This is a genomic window from Paenibacillus etheri (genome assembly GCF_001012825.1).
Classification (GTDB): domain Bacteria; phylum Bacillota; class Bacilli; order Paenibacillales; family Paenibacillaceae; genus Paenibacillus_AQ; species Paenibacillus_AQ etheri.
The window spans coordinates 122,719-138,006 of record NZ_LCZJ02000098.1 but is presented as its reverse complement, the minus strand read 5'-3'; the positions used below and the strand labels follow the sequence as shown (position 1 = coordinate 138,006).

General features: G+C 44.9%; 11 protein-coding genes. 5 read left to right on the top strand and 6 right to left on the bottom strand.

Going from position 1 to position 15,288, the window contains the following annotated elements:
- Positions 1 to 63: 63 nt before the first annotated feature.
- Both gshAB and UQ64_RS29655 read right to left on the bottom strand, forming a co-directional pair.
- Positions 64 to 2,394, bottom strand: a complete 2,331-nt coding sequence (gene gshAB / locus UQ64_RS29660) for a bifunctional glutamate--cysteine ligase GshA/glutathione synthetase GshB (RefSeq protein ID WP_060627016.1) — start codon at positions 2,392 to 2,394, stop codon at positions 64 to 66.
- Positions 2,395 to 2,413: 19 nt separating this feature from the next.
- A complete protein-coding gene (locus UQ64_RS29655) occupies positions 2,414 to 3,787 on the bottom strand; it encodes an MATE family efflux transporter (protein ID WP_245238308.1) in 1,374 nt (457 codons plus the stop codon).
- Between the two features lie 199 nt (positions 3,788 to 3,986).
- Here UQ64_RS29655 and UQ64_RS29650 point away from each other — a divergent pair, with 199 nt between their 5' ends.
- The 5 genes from UQ64_RS29650 to UQ64_RS29630 all read left to right on the top strand — a co-directional run bounded on the left by UQ64_RS29650 (position 3,987) and on the right by UQ64_RS29630 (position 10,583).
- On the top strand, positions 3,987 to 4,892 hold the full coding sequence (locus UQ64_RS29650) for an ArsR/SmtB family transcription factor (RefSeq protein WP_060627015.1): 906 nt from the start codon (positions 3,987 to 3,989) through the stop codon (positions 4,890 to 4,892).
- Between the two features lie 114 nt (positions 4,893 to 5,006).
- Positions 5,007 to 6,281 (top strand): MFS transporter, encoded by a 1,275-nt coding sequence (locus UQ64_RS29645; protein WP_060627014.1) that lies wholly within the window; start codon positions 5,007 to 5,009, stop codon positions 6,279 to 6,281.
- A gap of 182 nt (positions 6,282 to 6,463) precedes the next feature.
- Positions 6,464 to 8,425: a serine hydrolase domain-containing protein gene (locus UQ64_RS29640; protein ID WP_082651387.1), complete on the top strand. Its 1,962-nt coding sequence runs from the start codon at positions 6,464 to 6,466 to the stop codon at positions 8,423 to 8,425.
- Positions 8,426 to 8,484: 59 nt separating this feature from the next.
- Positions 8,485 to 9,162, top strand: a complete 678-nt coding sequence (locus UQ64_RS29635; RefSeq protein ID WP_060627013.1) for a response regulator transcription factor — start codon at positions 8,485 to 8,487, stop codon at positions 9,160 to 9,162.
- The gene (locus UQ64_RS29630; protein WP_082651382.1) at positions 9,159 to 10,583 is read left to right on the top strand and encodes a HAMP domain-containing sensor histidine kinase; all 1,425 of its coding nucleotides are present in this window, start codon (positions 9,159 to 9,161) and stop codon (positions 10,581 to 10,583) included. Before UQ64_RS29635 ends, UQ64_RS29630 begins: the two co-directional genes overlap by 4 nt.
- A gap of 409 nt (positions 10,584 to 10,992) precedes the next feature.
- Here the strand turns inward: UQ64_RS29630 and UQ64_RS29625 are convergent, their stop codons facing one another.
- The 4 genes from UQ64_RS29625 to UQ64_RS29610 are packed head-to-tail and all read right to left on the bottom strand — an operon-like array spanning position 10,993 to position 15,225.
- Positions 10,993 to 11,721: an ECF transporter S component gene (locus UQ64_RS29625; RefSeq protein WP_060627012.1), complete on the bottom strand. Its 729-nt coding sequence runs from the start codon at positions 11,719 to 11,721 to the stop codon at positions 10,993 to 10,995.
- Positions 11,703 to 13,373, bottom strand: a complete 1,671-nt coding sequence (locus UQ64_RS29620; protein ID WP_060627011.1) for an ABC transporter ATP-binding protein — start codon at positions 13,371 to 13,373, stop codon at positions 11,703 to 11,705. The genes UQ64_RS29625 and UQ64_RS29620 overlap by 19 nt, the downstream gene beginning before the upstream one ends.
- Positions 13,346 to 14,236, bottom strand: a complete 891-nt coding sequence (locus UQ64_RS29615) for an energy-coupling factor transporter transmembrane component T (RefSeq protein WP_060627010.1) — start codon at positions 14,234 to 14,236, stop codon at positions 13,346 to 13,348. Before UQ64_RS29615 ends, UQ64_RS29620 begins: the two co-directional genes overlap by 28 nt.
- A complete protein-coding gene (locus UQ64_RS29610; RefSeq protein ID WP_060627009.1) occupies positions 14,236 to 15,225 on the bottom strand; it encodes a DUF4430 domain-containing protein in 990 nt (329 codons plus the stop codon). Before UQ64_RS29610 ends, UQ64_RS29615 begins: the two co-directional genes overlap by 1 nt.
- Positions 15,226 to 15,288: the final 63 nt, after the last annotated feature.

Here is a 15,288-nt window from a genome sequence, read left to right as displayed (position 1 = left end):
GGATGAGCGAATTGTCTCATTTAAAAGCAGAAGCTCAACCAAAAGTAATGGTTGAGCTTCTGTTCATTCTCCAAACAATAGATCCAAAATCCGTTCATCCGCTTTGCGATTCTCCCCTTTATAGGGGTAACAGTGTATATGAATCGCTGGATTAAAATTGATCTCAATAATGCTGTAATTGCTACCCTTGGCCTCTTCCTTAATATCATTAATCATCATATCTACTCCACAAATAGTTGCCCCCGCAGCTTTAGCAGATTGAATGGCTAGATCTTTATAGCTGTCTGGAATCTCATCTGTAAGGTCTAAGCTGTCTCCACCGGTGCTAATATTCGAGTTCTCCCGTAGGAAGATAACTTCATTTAATGGAGGAACATCACTCCAAGCCTGAGCGTGATTCTTCAAGAACATCTCTTCGGCTTCGCCGATTTGAATTTTCTCAAGCGGAGTTTTGTAGCCACGACCTCTTAGCGGATCCTTATTTTTTTCGTGGACCAGCTCTTCTATCGTATGTACACCATCACCAACCACATTCGCCGGAACCCGGTGCAATACTCCGACCACTTCATCCCCCATGACTAGAAAACGATATTCTTTCCCCGTCATAAATGCCTCAAGCAGCACTGTTCGATCATGCTCGAAGGCGATTCCGAAGGCTTTTTGATAATCTTCTTCGGAGAATTCATCTGTAAAAATAGTAATCCCGAGTCCAAAGTTCGTTGATTTGGGTTTGATCACAATTGCTTTATTACGATAAGTGCCATATGCATTCATTGCCGCTTCCAGATCTCCAAAAGCCTCACCTGCGGGAACACGAATACCTTGTTGTTTGAGCACTTCCTTCGTAACAATTTTATTCTCCATAATTAGTACCGTACTGTAAGAATCCAAGGATGTCTTCGTAGCTTGCTTAACGTATTCTTTATGATCACCTTTCGTAAGTACAACGAAGTTCTCTTCCCGATCGAGCAATTGAAATTTAATCCCACGTTTAACTGCTGCCTTCAGTAGAAGCTGTGTAGATAGCTCCAGATCCTCATATCCCACAAATCGGTATCCATTCGCAAGACTTTCCTTAGCATATTGTTTAGCTTTATTCAGATGATATTGTACAAAAGAGGATTGTTGAACTTCCGACTTCACAATCGCCGCAAAACTCTGATCTGGATTTAGGATCTTATCCTTGGCTACGTTCAGAACGTTCGGGAACTGTTTATCTTCTGGGTTCAGCAGCTGAATCATATTCTGCATCTCTTGAATACAAGTTAAAGCCTTCTGCTCCATCGTACCGCAAGAATCTCCGTAATCATGCAGGCAGCCCTTTATCCCCTCCATGATCAATTGATCATGATTAAGGTTCGCCATCTTCTGATCCTCTACACCGAACGGTTCGTCCTCTTTCAATAGCATATACAGGATAAACAGATGAATGAAAGTCATTGTTTCTTTGCTAATCCCTATTTTGTAGAGTGGATTCAGATCAATAAAACGGAGCTCCAAATAGGCAATCCCATCTTGCAGCAGCTCCTCTAACGGATGTTTACCTCTTGCCGTCTTCACTCTAACCGGGCTATAGAACTCTTTTACACTTAATATTTCTTCCGATTCGATCAACGCTTGCAAATCATGTACATAGTCCGTAAGTGTATCAAAAGAAACATAGAGAGGTTTTTCATTTCGATATCCGCATTCGCTATTCCGAAGTGAATTCATATTTTGAACATAATAGCTATTCTGATCATCTGACTCGCCTCGCGCGACACACTGCTCCATATAAGTCTTATCAAAAACAGGACTAGCACCTGTTAAATAGATTAGAAGCCAGCGGTATCGCAATAGGTTGCGAGCTATTTTTAAATAAGTGGCATCTTTGAAATCTTTAAAGCTCATCTGCGGATCTACAATGTCATGAAGCTGTTTAAGAAATGGTTCGTCAAAAGAGAAATTATAATGGATCCCGCTCAGCAATTGTCTTTTGCGACCATACTTATCGGCTAACTTATGTCTATATTCGTCCTCTACCGGATTATCCATCTTGGCAATGGGAATGTCCTTATCATTTGGTAGCATGGGAGGATTACTACTCGGCCACAGATATTCTTCCTTAAGCTCTAGCGACACAATATCCTGCAGTGCCTCCAGAAAGTTATAAGTCTCTTCAATAGAATCAAAAGAGGGTGTCACCATTTCAATCTGACTCTCTGAGAAATCAGTTTGAATATAGGGGTTCTCCATTTTGTTGCCAAAGGCTTTTGGATGTGGTGTCAGCGCAAGGCTTCCCTCTGGATCCACTCTGACATTTTCTTTTTCCAAACCAAATTCCCCGTGAAAAACCTCCTTATTCAAATGGTTATCCCTTAAAAGCTGTATGAGTTTACGATTTAATAAAGCCATTCCTACGCTCATCCTTTGCTTAGTAATTTACCTGCTGTTTATTCATTCTGAACAAAGATCTTCTAAACCAGAACACAAGAATAACACCCTTAAACACACTGCTTAGCGCAATCGACATCCAAACCCCATTCAAGCCAAAAGGTTCGGATAAGAGTAAGGCTAGTGGAATTCGGAGTGCAGTAAATGAAATACTAAAGATCGGTGGGATATGAGTTTGGCCTATGCCGTTAAAAGCACCTACTGTCATCAATTCCAGACACATGAATAATTGTGAGTAACCGATGATCCGCATATAATCTGCGCCCAATTCCAAACTTGTCTGGTCTGATAAAAATAATGAAAATAGCTGCTGTGGGAACGCAATAAATATAAGCGACACGATCACACCAAAGATGGAGGTTAAGATTAGCGCCTGACGATACCCCTGCCCAATACGATCGAAGCGGCGTGCTCCATAATTTTGACCAAAAAAGGCAGCAATAGCTCCCTGTAGTCCGCCAATGGTCATATAGGAAATGGATTCAATTTGAATCCCAACTTTTTGAACTGCAATGGCATCCGCCCCAAAACGCACAATGATCTTGGCAATAATGATCGATATGATCGTAAAGGTGACCCGTTGGATTGTTATTGGAAGCCCCATGCGGATGACTTCCTTCATTTGATGACTGTCCCACGCTGATGTGTTTGAAATGATTTCTGACTTTCTTGTCTTCATGATAAAAAGAGCCGTAACCAAGATGTTCGCCGTTAATGTTGCAATAGCTGCCCCCGCTACTCCCCATCCCTCAAAACTGCCCCAGCCAAAAATCAAAAATGGATCAAGGACAATATTAACCATAAGACCAATAGAGAAGATCTGAAACGGTTGTTTACTATTCCCCATAGCATTTAAGAGAGTTGCGAATAACGTATTCACGATGGAAAATACCGTCCCAAAGATCGAAATCATTAGAAATTGTCTAGCCATCCGTTCAACGTCATCACTTCCAAGATCAAAAAATCCAATCAACTGATTCTTGGTTAATAGCACTAAACTCATATAGAGTAGTCCTAATAAAATAGACATCATAAATCCGTTCTTAATATAAGATTTTGCCTTCTCTATCTGACCAGATCCCATACAATGCGCCACCTTAATCCCTGTGCCGATCGTAACCATAGTCGATAAAGCAATCGCTAGATTAATGAAAAAACTCGCCGTACCAATCGCGGCAACCGGGCCACTTCCTAATCTTCCAACCCAAATCATATCGACTAGGCCATAAGTAGTAGAGATGAAATTCGTCGCAATAATGGGAAGCGTTAATTTCATTAAGGTAGGCATAATAGGACCCTGAGTTAAATCGTTTGCGTCCTTCAAGTCCTTCAAGTCTAATAACACCTTCTTCATTGAATTTTCAAATTCATTATATAACCACGCACTTATATAATCAATTGATTATATTTAAACAATATTTTGAGTTCGAAATTTTCGACCGAAAGGCTATTGAAAAGAATGAACGGTTTGTTTACAATGAAACAAATAAACAGTTCTATATTTATAGAACAAATATCCGATTCAGTATCTCACTGAAAGAATGGAGCAGTTCATGGAATACAAAGTAGAAGTCGATTTTGCACCCATGTATGAATGTGTTAATAGTATGACTGCTTTTCTAAGCAAGCAAAACCATACTGCCATGGATTCCGGTAAGCTCTGGGTACGCGATGTCCAAGCAAGATTCGCACCCATGCTACTTCGTAAAATGCAAGAGGTCGTTAAGAAACTTGATGATTTCAGTCTGGCTCCCTATATTTGGTCTTGTCCAGGCGAGCGTTCGGTAGAGGGCTTTTTGGCTTGGTTCGATGCTTTAACATCTGGAGAGCTATATGAAATTTCCGGACGTTTCGGCCAATCGGTTCCCTCCAATCTTGCGGAGCTCAGGGACACTGCCTCTGACATCCTCCGCGAATGGAATGCGGGATACTTTAGTGGAATCGACCCTAATATCATCAAGGGGCTTGAGCAGGAGGCCGAGTCAAGACGAACGACGCTGAACGGGAACAATGACATGGAAGTCTTTGAAGCAGCTACCGACGGAATGCGCCTCTATCCAACTGAGCATCTGAAGCAGGTCATTATCATTCCGCAATATCATGCCCGTCCATTGGTTACTACCTCTATGTATGATGAATTCGTATTCACTTGCTATTCTTGTGATGTTCTCCCTCCGGAAGCTGGACGGCCCGCTCCTGCACTACTCCGCCTTACCCGAGCGCTGTCAGATGAGACGCGGCTGTATATCCTTCGTTTACTCACAGGAAAACAACTCAATTTCACGGAAATCGTGCGTGAGGTGGGACTTTCCAAAAGTACAATTCACTACCATCTTATTGCGCTTCGCGCAGCTGGACTGGTCATTGTCCATACCAATGTTAAAAGCACTTCGTACAGCCTACGTTTAGAAGCCTTAAATGGGCTACCCCAGCAGATCGGGGCATATTTGGAGAGTTAAGCATAAACGCCTTTGGCGTCCTTATAAGGACGGTAAGCGTATTTGCGAGAAATATAAGATAGTATATGTGCAAAACTTATACTATCTTATTTTTAAAAAAGGAGCTACCAAGCTATGATAAAACGCAGCTATTATGGTCTACTCTCGACCATTACTTTAAGCGCTTTTGGAGATGCTTTTGGCTTACTAGCTATGGAATGGCTCGTCTATGAACTGACAGGATCCAAGCTAGCTATGGGAGCACTCGCGCTCAGCTCCGGCATACCTGAGCTGGTACTGCGCTTGCTCGGCTCACCGTTGTCCGACCGGCTGCACCGGGTCCGTTTTATGGCCTGCTTGGCAGCCATTCGCTTGCTGGCTATAGCACTGCCACTCGGCATGGGCCTGGCTGGCCAATTGCAGCTGTGGCATCTGTTTGTCGCCGCGGGTCTCAGCGGATCTTGCGCCGCATTGTTCATGCCCACAGCGATGGCTGTTATTCCTGGCGTTGCCGACAGCCGGAAGCTGGTGCGAGCTTTTGCTATCATTGATGGCAGCAAAAGCGCAGCAGCCCTGCTGGGACCTGCCTTAGCAGGTGCGTTGACCGCTGCTAGTGGAGCGCTACCAGCCCTTGGCATCAACATGATATGTTACGTAGCCGCCATCACTACCCTACTGTACTTACAAAAGCTACCGAAACCTTCTCCAGCCCCAGGTCGTTTCTCCATCTCCGTATACGTTCGCGAGATAGCCGAGGGCTTTACCTTCTATAAACAATTTCCTGCAATGCTTACGATTATGATGATGGCTTCCATCAGTAATTTAAGCTCAATTGCCGTCTGGACGATGATGGTTCCTTTTGTACGCGAAGTGCTCCACCGCGATGCAGCGACGATGGGCACTCTGAGTACCGTTTTCGCTCTTGGAACCTTAGTCGGGCTAAGCATTATTTCCATGATTGGGGAAATTAAAAAAAGGCGGTTTGTCATGCTCGGCAGTCTGGGGACCATAGGTTTAGTCACTACATTATGGGGGTTATTCCCTAGTTTTTCTTTTGCTCTCGCCGCCGTGTTCACCACTGGAACATTAGGTCCCTTCTTCGGCTCCTTAAGCTCTTCGTTACACGGACGCCTAGTTCCGAGTAATCTTCAAGGAAGAGTAAATTCAATCCGATTTCTGATTGGAGGCGGATTGCAGCCTTTTGGTGCTTTTGCCGGCGGCGCGATTGCCCAGCTATATGGTGTGCCTGTACTTTTCGTGATCGCCGGACTTCTTCCAATGCTTTGTGCTAGCGCAGCCTTGCTGCTTCCCGGCCTCAAAGCGTTGGATGGCGACCTCTCCGCGCTTGAAACCACCCATAAGCGAAACGATGCGGTGATTCCACCGCACGGTGTTATAGCTGAACGATAAGAGAAATTATGTAGAAGAGTTCACTGATTGCCTAGATCTTTGAAGGCGGCGGATGGCAGTCTGTTTTTTTATAGTCTTGTTAACGTTCCATTCACACTACTCTGATAATGTCTATAAGCGTTAGGTGGATGATCATCCAATCCCAATAAATGATGATACGGAGGATAATAATGTTAACATCTATGAAAAAAAGACTGGTCGCTAGTCTAACCCTATTGGCTGTGATTAGTGCCGGATTAGGCGCAAGCCTGGTGTTGCCTGGGAACCAGGCATCGGCCGAGACCAAGACGGATCAAACCGTGCTACCCATAACTCAGACTAAAGCCCCTGCCAGTCTCGATGATACCGTGAGTCTCACTACCTTTGTTGATGGCATCATGGAACAAGATATGAATCGGCTGCAAATTCCGGGAGCGGTCATCTCGATCGTAAAGGACAACAAGATTATTTTGGCCAAAGGTTATGGCAGTTCCAATCTGGAAAAGGCAGCACCCGTTGACCCGACAACCAGCATGTTTCGAATCGCTTCAACGACAAAACTGTTTACCTGGACAGCGGTGATGCAACTGGTCGAGCAAGGAAAAATTGATCTAGACACGGATATTAACACCTACCTGAAATCAGTGAAGATCCCTGCTACTTATCCTGAGCCTATCACTATGCGCCATTTAATGACACATACAGCAGGGTTCGAAGAAGGTGGAGTTGGTTATCAAATCACTACAGACCCTGCCAAATTGCCGGGGTCAATCTCGGAAACACTCAATAAGCATATGTTGGCAAGAGTAAGAACACCTGGAGAGATAAGTTCTTATTCGAACTACGGTGCTACACTCGCGGGTCTAATTGTAGAGGAAGTTAGCGGTGTTCCTTACAATGATTATATAAAGAAATATATTTTTGATCCGCTCGACATGAAATATTCGACTGTAGTAGAACCTTTGCCGGAGTCATTCATGCCCAACAATGTTGTAGGGTACAAGAGCGAGAACGGCAGTTTTATTCCAGGCACACCTACATTCGAAGGTGGATTTCGTCCTGCCGGCTCGGGTACAGTTTCAGCAGTAGATATGGCGCATTTCATGATCGCCCATCTGCAGAACGGGAAATATGGTGGCCAGCAGATTTTGAGACCCGAGACGGCAGAACTAATGCATTCAACGACGTTTCAATTTGATAAACGTCTGCCGGGAGTGGATCTTGGGTTCGCAGAGAAACAAATCAATGGGCTCACGCTGATCACTCATGGTGGTTCTGACCCCATGTTTAATACGGAATTATATCTTGTGCCTGCCAAGCATGTAGGCATCTTTGTATCCTACAATGGCGGTGAGGGCGGTGATTCCGCAGCAGGCCTCATCCAAGCCTTTTTCAACCGCTACTACCCTGCTCCTGATGCGAAGCAGCCTGAATTATTCGCTTCTGCGGAATCTATTCAGAAATATGCTGGAGCCTATCAATTCACACGTCGAAACATCAGTGATATTGATAAGTTTTTCAACTTTTTCGTTCAGCTGAATGTCTCGGTTGAGGATAATAAGCTATCCTTGGGAAGTGGTAGTGAACAACAGTTGTATAGAGAAGTCGGTCCGAATCTGTTCCAACTCGAGGGAGATACCGAACAAATAGCCTTCCGCACGAATGAGTCCGGTAAGGTTACACATATGCTTTTGGGTATGGCACCGGATATGCCGCTGGAGCGTACGTCACTCTTAGATCAGAATAAATTTTGGCTTATCATATTAGGGTTCTCGGGGTTGATTTTCATCACTGCATTGCTTGGACTAATCTTCTCCAGACGCAAGATCAAGGCGATGACGACTTCGGAAAAATGGGCCATCCGACTATCTGCGGGAACTGCTGGTTGGGCGCTGCTATCTTTCGTCACGATATTTATGGTAATTATGTCTATGGACACGATGCAGAAGCTCAGCGGGATCAGTCTTTCGCTTTCTCTCAGTTTAGTTATGCCGGTCACTTTGGTTGGTCTGACTCTAGCTCTGCTAATCTCGGCTATTCTGGTTTGGAAGAATAAATACTGGACAGCTTTCAAGCGTGTGCATTATACGTTAGTGGCGCTTTCGGCTGTAGCGATGACTCTGTTTTTCTACTATTGGAACCTGTTGGGTTGGCAGTTCGGATAACGCCAATACTTGCCAAGAACAAATCAGATATAATGAAGGCTTAATAGAGGAGGAAAATCGTGGCTACTATACTTATCGCTGATGATGATGATAACATCCGAAAGCTAATGTCTTTGTTTTTGCGAAAGGAAGGTTTTGACCTCAAAGAAGCCAGGGATGGTACCAAAGCGTTGTCCATTATAGAGAACTCGCGAGTCGATCTCGTCATTCTAGATATTATGATGCCCGGATTAAATGGTTGGGATCTGTGCAGAGAGATCAGGCGCTCTGATGCCAACATCCCCCTCCTCATGGTGACGGCTAAAGCGGAATCTGCACACAAAGTGAAAGGCTTTCAACTCGGTACGGATGACTATCTAACGAAACCATTTGATCCACTTGAACTGGTGATGCGAGTAAAAGCTTTGCTTAAACGCTCGCTGGTCGTCTCTTCACAGTCTGTGCAGTTAGGTAATGTTGTGCTCAACCGCCGCACTTTCCAGGTCACACGTGGTGAAGAACCGGTCACCATTCCTTTGAAGGAATTTGAGCTTTTGTTTCTCCTGGCCAGTCACCCTGGGCAAATCTTCACAAGAGAACAGTTGATCCTTCAAATCTGGGGATTGAATTATGAAGGAGACGGTCGAACTGTAGATGTGCATATAAGTCGTTTGAGGGAGAAATTCAGCGACAATGACGAGCAGTTCCAAATCGAAACGGCCCGCGGCCTGGGATACCGGCTGATCCCTACGCTATGATCAAGACATTGTATGTACGCGTCATTCTCACGTTTCTGGGCATCATTATCTTTAGTCTAATCTGTTCCTTTTTCATTGGAGTGTATGTCTTTCAGAAACAAATAAGTTACGAGGGACAGAATGAAATGATCGTAGTGGGAAAAGAGATCATTCACCGCTATGATGACGCCAAACCTAAGGATACGGACGAGTTCCTGAATAGTATGGTTAAGGTATCTGCACACCCTATCCACCTGTACAATCACGCCGGAGAACATACCTTTTATGGGCTCAAGGGTAGTCCAGCTGTCACTGTCCCCCCTGAAGCTGTCAAACAAGTACTACAAGGAAAGCTCTACCGTTCCTCCGCGGAAGATAAGGATACCTTTATCGGGATGCCCTTTATGTTGGACGGGGAGTGGCGCGCGATGTTCTTGCAGTATTCTGCTGAGAACGAAAATATCGTCAATCGGATGGTGCTTTTTGTGCTTTTGCTCGTGCTTTTGCTGGGGAGTGTATGCATTCTTATTGCCGCCAGATATTTGGTGGAGCCGATCAAAGCACTGACGAATGCGACAAAAAGGCTGGCCAAGGGTGATTTCGAGGTGGAGCTTAAAGTGAACCGAGTTGACGAAATCGGAGAATTGACACAAAGCTATGTGGTGATGGCAGGAGAGTTGAAGCAGTTAGAACAGATGAGGCAGGATTTCGTGTCCAACGTTTCTCATGAAATCCAGACACCGCTTACGTCTATTTCCGGCTTTGCCAAGGCGCTACTGAACCATGATTTAATCGTGGAAGAGGAACGCAGCGAATATCTTGATATCATCATCGCGGAGAGTGAACGTCTGTCGAGGCTAAGTGATAATTTACTGAAGCTCGCTTCCCTTGATTCTGAACATCATCCCTATAGCGTAAATCCCTTCAATCTTGACGAGCAGATTAGAACAATCGTTGTGACCTGTGAGCCCCAATGGTCAGCCAAAGGCATTGTTATCGATTTAGAGCTACCGGAAGCTGTCAAAATTAAGGGTGATGAGGATCAGCTTAAGCAAGTATGGATGAATTTGCTCAGCAACAGCATCAAATTCACACCGGAAGGCGGGAAAATCCGCATCAGTCTAGGTAGTAGTGCAACAAAAGTATCCGTCACCATCAGCGATAACGGGATCGGGATCTCCCCGGAAGAGTTCAGCGCTGTATTCCAAAGGTTTTATAAAATAGACAAGTCGCGGAGTGGAAACAACAATGGCAATGGTCTGGGACTCGCGATCGTTAAAAAAATCATCTCCCTGCATCAGGGAAGCATAGAGCTGGACGGTGCAGTTGGAGAAGGAACGACGATTATCGTAAGGTTACCCGCCTCTCCGTCTGCTCCAAGCCGGAAGAGCCATAAGCCCTTTGAAGATAACTCAGCGCCTATCGATAGCGTAAGAGAATAAGCGAGAATCATAGAATCAAAAAACAGGCGATACCGGTATACCGGAGCATCGCCTGTTTTTTTAAGGTTAGATCTAGGAGCATCGCTACTAGAATTCCATACCGATTGTAATATGTTATAGTGGCCAAAGCTCCAGCCACTAGGTACTACCGCCCCCCCTTCGGCTAAAAACCGAAGAGGGGACTTTGAGCCTTTCTTCGGTTTTGGGTTTGTGTTTTGGGGTTCGCGCTGAAAGCAGCGGAGAGAACGGACTGATTGTGGAAAAGCGGAGCGCTCGCCTTTGTCTCCGGATGTACACTACTAAGTGTAAAATCAATACATCTGGAGACAACAGCGATTGTAACAACAGTCCGTTCTCGGAGCGTCCGCCAGCGCAAAGCGCACAGCACCCAGCACCCCGCACAAACACCCTAAGGCTCAATCAACCCATACTTCGTTTTTATCCGATCCAACTTTTCAATCATAGGATTAGCAATAAAAAACAAAAACACCACCGTAGAGATCGCATGCACCATATCAAACCAAAAGGCGGAAACATAAGTCGTCATCAAAGCCGACCATGAGAACTCTGAAGTGAACATCATCAGCGAGCCTATATTGATAATGCCTCCGTATACCAAGAGCGTCGCTAGCCCTCCGAATATACAGAGAGACAGCTTAGTCTTTTTAAGCAGACCCTTCTTGAAGAAAATGCCCGCCAGAAAGCCAATAATACCAAAACAGAACATTTGCCATGGCGTCCAAGGTCCCTGCCCAAAGAAGAAATTGGAGACGAAGCCTGCAACAGCCCCCACCAGAAACCCTGCCTCAGCTCCCAAACTCACCCCTGCGATGATGACAATGGCAACCACCGGCTTAAACTGCGGCAACATGAAAAAGGCTGCGCGACCCGCCACGGCAATAGCTGCTAACACCGCTATGACGATCAATTCCCTCGCCTGCGGCTTTCGATTCTCGAACACCATCGCAAAAGGAATCATCGTATAGAGGACGATCAAGAGGCTAATAAAGTAATATTTGCGATCGTCTAGGACGAAGATGCCTAACAAAATTGTAGCTGGAATAACTACAAAGATTAGTAGTCCCGCTAATAAAGTTCGACGACTCAACCGGCGACCCGTTACCTGCTTCGTTGACATAAATCAATCACACCCTCTATCGTTACTCCCTCGCTCCATACATGACGCGCCATACGGTTGGCGGCAGTCGTATAGAAGCTGTTTCCCGCAAAAAACTTCTGCGCTTCATTCGTAGTGATAATACTTCCATCAAAGAACATGGCGCAAACTTCTGCGTATTTGGCACAAAACTCAACGTCATGCGAGACCATTACGATGGTAACACCTTCAGCATTAAGCTTCTGTAGGAATAAAGCAAGCTTCTCCTTAAAAGGTCCATCCAGTCCCTTAGTTGGTTCATCCAGCAGTAGAATCTTCGGCTCTAACAAAAGCACCTTAGCCAGCGCCGTCCGCTGCTGCTCTCCACCACTGAGATCATACGGATGCATGGAGAGAAGATGTTCCAGTTCTGCGAACTTCACCACGGCCTCAACTTTAGCTACCTTTTCTTCCTTCGTTAAAGGGAGCTGGGATAACATTTCGTATAAATCTAACTCAACTGTTTTCTTCACAAATAAGGTTTGCGGATTTTGCGGAAGGATGCCTAGATTGTTAGTAAACAGTTCTTTGGCATTCATCTTCGCCGGGTTCTTCCCACCGATTAGAGCCTTCCCTCGATAGGGCTGAAGGATGCCGCTCATCAGGGACAGCGTCGATGTCTTACCCGTTCCATTTCCACCAACAATACAGTAGAATTGCCCCCGTTTCACTTCAAAAGACAAATCTTTAATGATATCCGGTCCATGTTTATCATATTTAAACCATACATCCTTAAACTTTATGACTACAGGGCCGTCCACTTTCGAGCTAGGCTGAGATTCTGCGATGGATGCAGGTGTCTTATCCTCTAGAAAAGCATCCAGCCATTGGCGTCCTTCCTTCACTGTAACAGGCCACGCTAAGTCATTCTCTACTCCTGCGTAAATCTGCATCGGTGAAGGCATGGACAGAAACATCGGATGGTTCAGCTTGCTTAAAGCCTCGCCCACCTTTTGCGGGGTATCATCGGCAATCACGACGCCCTCATTCAGCACAATCAGTCGATCTGTAAGCGGAAGAACATCCTCTAGACGATGCTCGGTCATGATAACGGTTGTTCCAAGCTCGCGATTTATCTTTTTGACCGTCTCCAGAAAATCGGAAGCCGCGATAGGATCTAGCTGAGAGGTTGGCTCGTCAAGGATTAGAACCGCAGGATGCATAGCCATTATCGCCGCTAAATTGAGCAGTTGCTTCTGACCGCCCGATAGCTCAGTCACACTTTTATGGAACCAGGTCTGAATTCCGAAAAAGCTCGCCATCTCAGCCACGCGCAAACGAATCGTAGAATTGTCATAACCTAAGCTTTCAAGGCCAAAGGCCAACTCATGCCACACCTTGTCTGTCACAATTTGATTGTCCGGACTTTGGAGTACATAACCGATCTCCGCCGCTTGTGTCCGCCCATCGATCTCTTCTACAGGTTGACCCTTATAATAAATCGCCCCTTGGCGTTTGCCATGTGGGGTTAGGATTGTTTTCAGCTGTCTTAGTAAAGTGCTTTTGCCGCAGCCTGACTTTCCACAAATCGTAATAAAGTCTCCGCCTGCAATCGTAAGATTAATATTCGAAAGAGCCATCTGCTCTTGTTCAGGAAAAGTAAAGCTTAGTTCTTCGATTCGATAGATTTCCATTTCATTGCCTCCACCATATTAATGAGCACAGGGATCATACATAGCGCAAAATAAGCGATATATACAAGGATACTAAAAGGTGTAATTGCGCTCGCTTTAATCGACGGATAATATCTCATCGTGTTCTCACCCATCGCTGCACCGATGGCTACCATCGCAATTAAGCCTGTCATGATCAAAAGTGCTACTTTGTCCCGGGCATCTAAACGGAAGATCGAAAAGCTTGTACGTCCAGGCAATCCATATCCTCTTGACTTCATGGAATCCGCCGTCTCAATCGCATTTTCCAGGGCCCAGGTAGTCATTATCGATAGGATCGTTATCCCATTTCGCGCTCGCGCGAGGAGATTTCCCTGCGTGACATCCCGGCCGATACATTTTTGAGCATTCGAAATCACCTTGATTTGTGCTAAATATCTAGGAACAAAACGAAGCACCATCGAAAAAATCAACGACAGTGCCGGCAGTATTTTTCCGAATATATAAATAAACTTATCCGAGGTCATCACGACGTTATAACAGGAGAACCAGATGATCACCGTCACAAACATGCACGCCGCTGCTACGCCATAAAGAATGGATTCCTTCGTAATGGGATTTCCATTGTTCAAATAGAACAAGATCGTTACCCCTTGATGATTAAAAACAGGGTTCATAATCGCCATAAACAGTAGAAAAGGAACCATGTACAGCAGATTAAATCGAACGGCTTTCTTTCCTTTTAACATAAAGGAGTAGACCACTGCACTAATAAGGGCAATCACCTGAAATATCGGATGCATAAACACCATGCTAAACAGCAATACAACGACAAAATATAGAAAATTCACAAACGGATGAAAGGTAGAAAAGCTATCCCTCATTATTTCTGTGCTCCTCCTGTGGCCACATAACCACCTACATCTCGACCTAGATCACAAGTGTATACCCAATCAATGACATCGCCATCTTTGAGAACGTAACGACTACTTCCGTAGTTAGGGAACCAGCCATTTACCTGGTACATCCATCCACTAAGCTCTCCAGCATCGAATTCATACAGATTATTTATGCCCTCAATATAATTACTGTTATAGATCGGAGTCATGCTAAATTCCATATGGATTTTATTCTTCTTCATCTCTCTTAGCAAAACATCAAACACAGACTCACCTTCATAAAAGGTTACCTTCTGCGCTTTATAAATGATACCATCTGCCGGCAATACTTCAACCTTATCCTTATTGAAAATATCCATATTATCTAAAATCGTTGCTGCCGACACGGATAAAGTAGCCGTTAATTGCTTCTTCTTATCTACCGTTGCATCTTGCCATTCCACAGGCTTAGGTTTCCCGCTCGGCACTGGATCGGTAAGGAATTTATCCTTTTTCGGTTCCTGCTTGGTTTCTGTTGTCGCTACTTTTGAATCTGGTTTGGTTACGGGTTTTGCCGTCGCTTTCGTTTCCGGCACGGACGTTTTAGCCGCTTTCGGTGTTGCTGTCGGTTGTGCCTTTGTAGCCGGTTTTGATGTTTCGGTCGGCTTTACAACTTCTGTTGATGTTATACTTTCTGTTGATATTGCAGTTTCAGTTGGCATCACTGCTTCTGTTGGTTGTACCGTTTCAACGGGCTTAGCTGTTTCACTAGGCGTAGCTGACGGTGCTATCTCTGTTGTCTCGGTATCACTTGAGGCTGTAGGCTCTACATCAACATTCTGATTGGAAGCAGTGTTGTCTGTTTCTACAATTTGTGACCCCGCACTGTTACTCGCAATCTTATTCGGGCTCTTCTGATAATTCCCGCCCCAAAAGAAGGCTATTGCCAACACACCAATAATTAGTATCGCTGTTAGCCATTTTTTCTTGTTCATTTCTTAAGTTCCCCACCTTAAATAATAAGCAAGGGTATACACGCTACCCTTGCTCATTTCTCT

What these genes read in the sequence shown, in the direction of transcription:
- UQ64_RS29620 (WP_060627011.1), bottom strand. Translation starts at nt 13,373, where the DNA reads ATGGAAATCTATCGAATCGAAGAACTAAGCTTTACTTTTCCTGAACAA.
- UQ64_RS29640 (WP_082651387.1), top strand. Translation starts at nt 6,464, where the DNA reads ATGAAAAAAAGACTGGTCGCTAGTCTAACCCTATTGGCTGTGATTAGT.
- UQ64_RS29645 (WP_060627014.1), top strand. Translation starts at nt 5,007, where the DNA reads ATGATAAAACGCAGCTATTATGGTCTACTCTCGACCATTACTTTAAGC.
- UQ64_RS29610 (WP_060627009.1), bottom strand. Translation starts at nt 15,225, where the DNA reads ATGAACAAGAAAAAATGGCTAACAGCGATACTAATTATTGGTGTGTTG.
- gshAB (WP_060627016.1), bottom strand. Translation starts at nt 2,394, where the DNA reads ATGGCTTTATTAAATCGTAAACTCATACAGCTTTTAAGGGATAACCAT.
- UQ64_RS29650 (WP_060627015.1), top strand. Translation starts at nt 3,987, where the DNA reads ATGGAATACAAAGTAGAAGTCGATTTTGCACCCATGTATGAATGTGTT.
- UQ64_RS29655 (WP_245238308.1), bottom strand. Translation starts at nt 3,787, where the DNA reads ATGAAGAAGGTGTTATTAGACTTGAAGGACTTGAAGGACGCAAACGAT.
- UQ64_RS29630 (WP_082651382.1), top strand. Translation starts at nt 9,159, where the DNA reads ATGATCAAGACATTGTATGTACGCGTCATTCTCACGTTTCTGGGCATC.
- UQ64_RS29615 (WP_060627010.1), bottom strand. Translation starts at nt 14,236, where the DNA reads ATGAGGGATAGCTTTTCTACCTTTCATCCGTTTGTGAATTTTCTATAT.
- UQ64_RS29625 (WP_060627012.1), bottom strand. Translation starts at nt 11,721, where the DNA reads ATGTCAACGAAGCAGGTAACGGGTCGCCGGTTGAGTCGTCGAACTTTA.